The sequence below is a fragment of the Ancylothrix sp. D3o genome, from assembly GCF_025370775.1.
Taxonomy (GTDB): Bacteria; Cyanobacteriota; Cyanobacteriia; order Cyanobacteriales; family Oscillatoriaceae; genus Ancylothrix.
Window position 1 is genome coordinate 1 of the sequence record NZ_JAMXEX010000067.1, and the last position, 5,757, is coordinate 5,757.

A 5,757-nucleotide genomic window follows, 5' to 3' on the forward strand; every position below is an offset into this window, starting at 1 on the left:
CAAAATTTAGAATCAGACGATCAGGAGTTAGTTATGAGATTACAACCTTTGCTGCAAGAAAAACTAGCACAAGTTGAGCAAAAAGGTATCGAACAGGGTATCGAACAAGGTATTCAACAAGGCATCCAACGAGGTATCCGGCAAGGAGAGCGCTTAATAGTGGAAAATTTATTAAGGTTGAGATTTGGGGAATTAGATGCAGAGTTATCTGCTTTAATTGATTCTATCTTGAGTTTTTCACCAGAAGAATTTACTCCCTTATTGGTGCAATTGTCTCGTGAGGAATTGGTAAGCAGATTTAGAAATTAACAAAAAACGCCAATTGTAGGGTCGATCTCTAAATTGACTCTACAATATTATTCACAAGCTTGGTTTGCATTTCGTTTATACCACTAATGCCCTCTAAGCTTTCCACAAATAAATAAGCGAAAAAAGTATAACCCAAATTACATCAACGAAATGCCAAAATAAAGTAGTTGCACTCACGCCAACATGACCTTTATCAGGTATTTTAGCCATCGTTCAAAACGAAAACAAGAGTTAAACTTTTCAAAAAAATAAAAAACGTTAAATTTTATCTAAAGAACGAAAGATAGAAGATAAAAAGTTGTTGTTTTAAAAACTCATTGAATATGTTAATCTTAATCTGAAGATTTTAAAAATAATTCTATACTACTCTAAAAATAAGAAATATATTTTTATTGCCTAAAAATCAGATAAAAATTATGTATAATAACGAACTTTATTTACTTAATTTTTGTTAAAGGCAGGGATTTTCGCTCATAGGTTTACTGTTTATTAAGACTGCTATTTTTTTTATTAAACATTTTTTAGGCGTTAATTATTTCCAGCGCACATTAGAGTTATGAGTATTAATTTGTTTCATTGCCTCCAAAAAATTAACTAGGCCATTATTCAGAAAATTTACCGCAGTCGTTCGGTAAAAGTTATTCAAACAAAGACAATTGTCCTGGTGAAATATTTGCCCGTTTATGGGTATGGTAAAGAAGATGACAAGCAGAACAAAGAGCAATTAAATTTTCAGGCCGGTTATCTTCCGGTATCCTATTCTGATGATGTACATTTAAGGTAAGTTTAGCTTGCTGGGATTTAGTTAGATTTTTAGTAGAATCCCCAGGACGCAAGCACTGTAGATTACATTTAGCGCAACGCCATCCGTACCTTTCTTTTATAGCTAGTGCAATTTCATGCCAATTATCGGGATATCTTCTAGTGTTCGGCATTTTGGTCAATTTGAGGGATGTACATCTATCTCAATAAAAGCCTTCAGTTGCCGGTATCAGCAACATACCACCGGCTTCTACAAATAATTTAGCACTAATTCTCCAAACTTTACTTGGTCACCTAAGAGCCCATAAAGGGTAAACGCATCTAATTTTTTAATTCCCCTATATAGCGTTAGAGTAAAAACAAAAGCGCTACAGGGGAAAAACCGTTCTCATTAAACAACAAAAAAGCCGGGTTATTGTCCTAAACAAACTGGTTATTTACAAGATACGTTTACCCTGTTAATTAGTTAGCTGTTGCTACAACTTCAGAAGCATTTTTTGGTTCTTTTGGCTTTTTCTCAAACACTTGGATAGCAGGTTCTGCTAAAACGAACCCGTTAGGGGTAGCTTCTCCCATTTTACCTGCAATCGCCGCTACCCACATCGGGTAATTAGCCTGCGCGTCTTCAAGCTTCTTAAACACTTTCGGCTTGACTGTGATTGTTATTATCTTACCGTCACAATCTACTTCAAACTGCTTCCAGTTGTTCTCGACTGTCTTTGCATTGTCGGGAAACTCGTTAATCTTAATGGTCAATTCTAACTTACCTGCTGTTGTCATAGATCCACCAAATAAACTTGATTGAATTGAAACGACTTGTGAGCTTAGTTGCTCTTGCATTTGAACGCTATCTATTTTTTGATTATAATACACAATTACCGCTGATATTTAGATGGGGATGCTTTCGGTTTCATCCTTACAGAAGGCTGGGTAATCAGCTTGGTTGGAGAGTTGAGAAGTGTGCGTCTTAACGAGTTTAAAAAGTTTAATCAATAAAACTCTGAGAAAAAACACCGATTTTGATTAATAATGTTCCCAAGTTCGCTCACCTTAAAAAGAGGTATCCGCTTTAGGCGTTCCTGATTAACTGTATGAACCAACTTTTCTCTAAAATTACAAAACTCATCATACTTAGCTTATGGTAATTGCGAAAATTTCAATTCATACTTTAATTCAGCAACGCCGAAAAATTTAGGCAGTAGCATAGATACGTTGTTGTGCTTCAGAACTCTTAATATTAAGCTATGGAATTATAGGGGAGCTTGGATAGATGGGCTGCAATCAATTTAGTTAACAATAGAGTAGTATGAATAATCCAATTTTGCAGCGAATTACCATCGATCTAAATATCTGTCATGGCAAACCCTGCATTCGGGGGTTGCGTTATCCGGTAGAATTTATTTTAGAGTTACTTAGTGCTGGGATAAGTATTGAAGAAATTTTAGCAGATTATGAAGATTTAGAACGGGATGATATTTTAGCAGCGTTACTATTTGCTAGTAAGTTAACTCTGGTGAAAAGTATTTATAAACTTGCTAAATGAAATTTCTTGTAGATGCTTAATTACCAGTACGTTTAGCCCGTTTTCTTCAAGAGGCTGGGTATGATACAATTCATACCGGAGATTCGCCATTAAGTAATGCAACGCCTGATGGCGAAGTTAACGCTATTTCAATTCAGGAGTTGTGTTTTGTTATTACTAAAGATTCATATCTTTTGGATAGCTTTTTAATCCGTCAAGAACCTTATAAATTACTTTTAGTGACAACTGTCAATATCACAAAAGTGCCAGAATCTTGACGTTGACCTCTTGCGCGTGGGCTATTCCAGCCTAATTTAGGATATAATTGTACTAAACCAGTCGTACAATTTGGCCTGGAGGTTAATACATGAATAAAATTACCCTAGAAGAAATTACTCAAGATTTTAACTCCTATCTTCAACGGGCTAAAGCTGGAGAAAGTTTTGTGATTTTTCAAGCAGACCAACCTATTGCTAAAATTATTTCCGCTAAATCTGAGGGTGCTTTAGAAGCTTTTGATGCCTTTCGCGCAAAAATTGTTGCAGAAGGGATTGATTTAGAGAGTGATGAAATCTTTGCAGATGTTCGGGACTGCATCCCAACTCCTGAACAACCTTGTTGGTGATGAGCATGAAATTTCTTCTGGATACCAATATCATTTCAGAAAGTATTAAGCTACAGCCTAATCCTATTTTTCTGGAGCATTTTCGGCAGAATCTTGAAGAATCGGCGATTGCATCGGTGACATGGCATGAGCTTCTTTATGGGTTATACCGATTACCAGAATCTCGGCGGAAAAAGAATTTGTCTGATTACTTAACCCAGGTCATCGAAGACAAAATGATCATCTTACCGTACTGTCATTCTGCCGCCGGATGGTTTGCGACTGAACGGGCTAGACTAACTACTTTGGGTCGAATACCTTCGTACCCGGATGGACAAATAGCTGCCATTGCTAGGGTCAATGATTTGATTCTAGTGACTCGCAATGTTTCAGACTTTGCGAATTTTGAAGGGCTGGCTATTGGAAACTGGTTTGTTTAGAGAAAATGAAAAGTAGTAAACCACTTTTAGGCTTTTGGAATTTGTCGGGGATATAACCCACATCAGCGGATGCAGCGATTTGCGTTCTAGTGGGGGGTAGCTGTTCGACAAATTTCTATTGGCATCCCCCAGTTGCGGCTTAATTCTGATTATGCTAATGAACCTAATACAATGATCAAATTGAAAATATTTTCATTAAATATCAGGCGTTAAACTAGAGTCAAGATAACGCTGCATCATAGATTTAGCTCTTTTCTGATTAGCTATTTCTATCCGAATATCTGCCTTTTTTTTAGCAACGGCTAAAATTTTTTGCCAGGCTTCCCCATCAGTTTCGTAGTATTCAAACATTGCTTCAATCAAAACTTCTCTACTGAGGTTATTTGCATGAGTTATTTGGCTAAGGCGTTCGCTTAGTTGAGCCTCTAATCTCAATGTACTTTGTTTGGTTTTTAGACCGGCTTCCCCGCTAGGTAATGATTCCTGCTTTTTAGGTTCTGTAGGCTTTGTTGATTTGTGGGTATCTATATGTTGAGATACCTCGATATCTGGAGTTAGCGGTAGTAAAGAACTATCGCGGTCAGGAACAACCGGCCTCTTGCGGTTTTTTAAACGTTCGAGAGCATCATTACTCATACCGAAAGTGCCTCAACAATTTTTTCAAAAGGATATTGGAGTTCAGAGTGGCCCGTTTCCGACAGGAGATGACCATTACGGATAGCTTTTTTAAATTGTTCTGACTCACGGATACTAGGAAGCAAAGGAATATCTTGAGCAAATTGCTTCATAGCTTCAATATTTTCTCTACTTTCTAAAGTTTGAGTGCGTCCTATCCATCTATCCCGAAATGGAATTATGCCTAATACCTTACCAGTAAAAGCCATGAGAGATGCTTGCTCTTGTAAAAATTCCAAGGTATCAATTAGGGAATTAACACCTTTGGTAGTAACTTCTGCGGGAATCAAAATGTAATCAGCAGATCCAACAGCAGATAAACAAATTTGTGAGCGTGTTGGTTGAACATCAATCAATACGAAATCAAAAAGAGATTGAACAGCTTTAAGGCGCAACTTAAGGATGAAAGCGCCGGTACCACTGTTGCTTAAGTAATCCGAAACTTTAAAGAGCCCCCGGTCAGCCGGGATGAGAAATAGGTTGGAATAGCCGGTGGGATAAATACCATCTTCTGTTTCCACCCTCCCTGTCAACACTTCAAATAAGGTGGGGTGGTTATTGGCCACTTCGTGATTTAAGTAGAAAGTAAGGTTAGCTTGGGGGTCGCAATCAACGGCAAGCACTTTTTTCCCCTGCTGGGCCAGCAGAAGCGATAGGAAAAAGATGGTACTGGTTTTCCCTTGCCCTCCAGACAGTGAAACGCAGGCACAAGTTTGCATTAGTAGAAGCGCTATTGTATTGCGCTCAGTGTACAGCTTGTCATTCTAAAAGTCTAGGAGGCTAGAAACTTAGATATCAAAGTTTATTGTTTTCTTTATATCTAGGTGTCTTTGAACCTGTATAAAAAGCTATGTAGATATCTCGAATTGTAGATACCTAGGTGCTTAGAGATACAGCTTCGTGCGGTTTCTCCTAATTTCTCATCTGCATTAGTGTCTAGCGATCGCCTGTTTTAGATACCTTGACACCGCGATACCTGAGTTCATAGGCATCTAAGTTCATAGGCATCTAGTCAATTAGGCGTTGATATTGTTGCTGAGAGAGCTTGTTGGATATCTGGATTAACGTCAGTTCGGGTTAAGACCATAGGAGTCTTCCAAAATGGCTGAAACGCCCCAAATACATTGCCGGAGTGCCAGAATAGCCGATGGCAGAATAAGGGTTTCAGCTTATCCCGAACTCAGGTTGGATTAATTTGTCGAATAAATCCCCCAGGACTACAACAGGTTGATTAATTAAGTGGCCCCTACTACCTCAAAACTATCAGCACCGGCAAGGCATGAAATTCACCCCGTCAGCCGTGAGCAATAAATGGCCCACCGGCACAGGTAGGTTAAGTACCCACCGGCATAATCTCAAAACTATCACCACCGGCAACGCTAATAGTCTGGCCATCAGCAGTAACGAAGCTATAGAAATTGGAAAAAGAAGGTTCCGGCACCTCA

General features: G+C 38.4%; 7 protein-coding genes and 2 pseudogenes. 5 read left to right on the forward strand and 4 right to left on the reverse strand.

Features of this window, described 5'->3' with window-relative positions; genetic code table 11:
* Positions 1-309 (forward strand): annotated as a pseudogene (locus NG798_RS26585) (hypothetical protein); the annotation flags it as partial.
* A 93-nt stretch (positions 310-402) separates the two neighbouring features.
* On the opposite strand, the gene NG798_RS26590 reads toward NG798_RS26585, so the two are convergent.
* Together NG798_RS26590 and NG798_RS26595 are read right to left on the reverse strand one after the other, a co-directional pair.
* A complete protein-coding gene (locus tag NG798_RS26590; protein WP_261226740.1) occupies positions 403-519 on the reverse strand; it encodes a cytochrome c oxidase subunit 3 in 117 nt (38 codons plus the stop codon).
* Positions 520-1,533: 1,014 nt separating this feature from the next.
* Positions 1,534-1,944, reverse strand: a complete 411-nt coding sequence (locus tag NG798_RS26595) for a hypothetical protein (RefSeq protein ID WP_261226741.1) — start codon at positions 1,942-1,944, stop codon at positions 1,534-1,536.
* 433 nt (positions 1,945-2,377) lie between these two features.
* Here NG798_RS26595 and NG798_RS26600 point away from each other — a divergent pair, with 433 nt between their 5' ends.
* The 4 genes and pseudogenes from NG798_RS26600 to NG798_RS26615 all read left to right on the forward strand — a co-directional run bounded on the left by NG798_RS26600 (position 2,378) and on the right by NG798_RS26615 (position 3,637).
* On the forward strand, positions 2,378-2,614 hold the full coding sequence (locus NG798_RS26600; protein ID WP_261226742.1) for a DUF433 domain-containing protein: 237 nt from the start codon (positions 2,378-2,380) through the stop codon (positions 2,612-2,614).
* A 32-nt stretch (positions 2,615-2,646) separates the two neighbouring features.
* A pseudogene (locus NG798_RS26605) lies at positions 2,647-2,871 on the forward strand (DUF5615 family PIN-like protein); the annotation flags it as partial.
* Positions 2,872-2,960: 89 nt separating this feature from the next.
* Positions 2,961-3,218 carry a type II toxin-antitoxin system Phd/YefM family antitoxin gene (locus NG798_RS26610; protein ID WP_261226743.1) on the forward strand — a complete coding sequence of 86 codons (258 nt, stop codon included), beginning with the start codon at positions 2,961-2,963 and terminating at the stop codon, positions 3,216-3,218.
* Between the two features lie 5 nt (positions 3,219-3,223).
* Positions 3,224-3,637, forward strand: coding sequence for a type II toxin-antitoxin system VapC family toxin (locus NG798_RS26615; RefSeq protein ID WP_261226744.1), 414 nt, complete (start codon positions 3,224-3,226; stop codon positions 3,635-3,637).
* A gap of 195 nt (positions 3,638-3,832) precedes the next feature.
* Here NG798_RS26615 and NG798_RS26620 read toward each other — a convergent pair whose 3' ends face one another.
* Both NG798_RS26620 and NG798_RS26625 read right to left on the reverse strand, forming a co-directional pair.
* Positions 3,833-4,273 (reverse strand): hypothetical protein, encoded by a 441-nt coding sequence (locus tag NG798_RS26620; protein ID WP_261226745.1) that lies wholly within the window; start codon positions 4,271-4,273, stop codon positions 3,833-3,835.
* Entirely contained in the window at positions 4,270-5,031 is a 762-nt protein-coding gene (locus tag NG798_RS26625; protein ID WP_261226746.1) for a ParA family protein, read from the reverse strand. Before NG798_RS26625 ends, NG798_RS26620 begins: the two co-directional genes overlap by 4 nt.
* Positions 5,032-5,757: the final 726 nt, after the last annotated feature.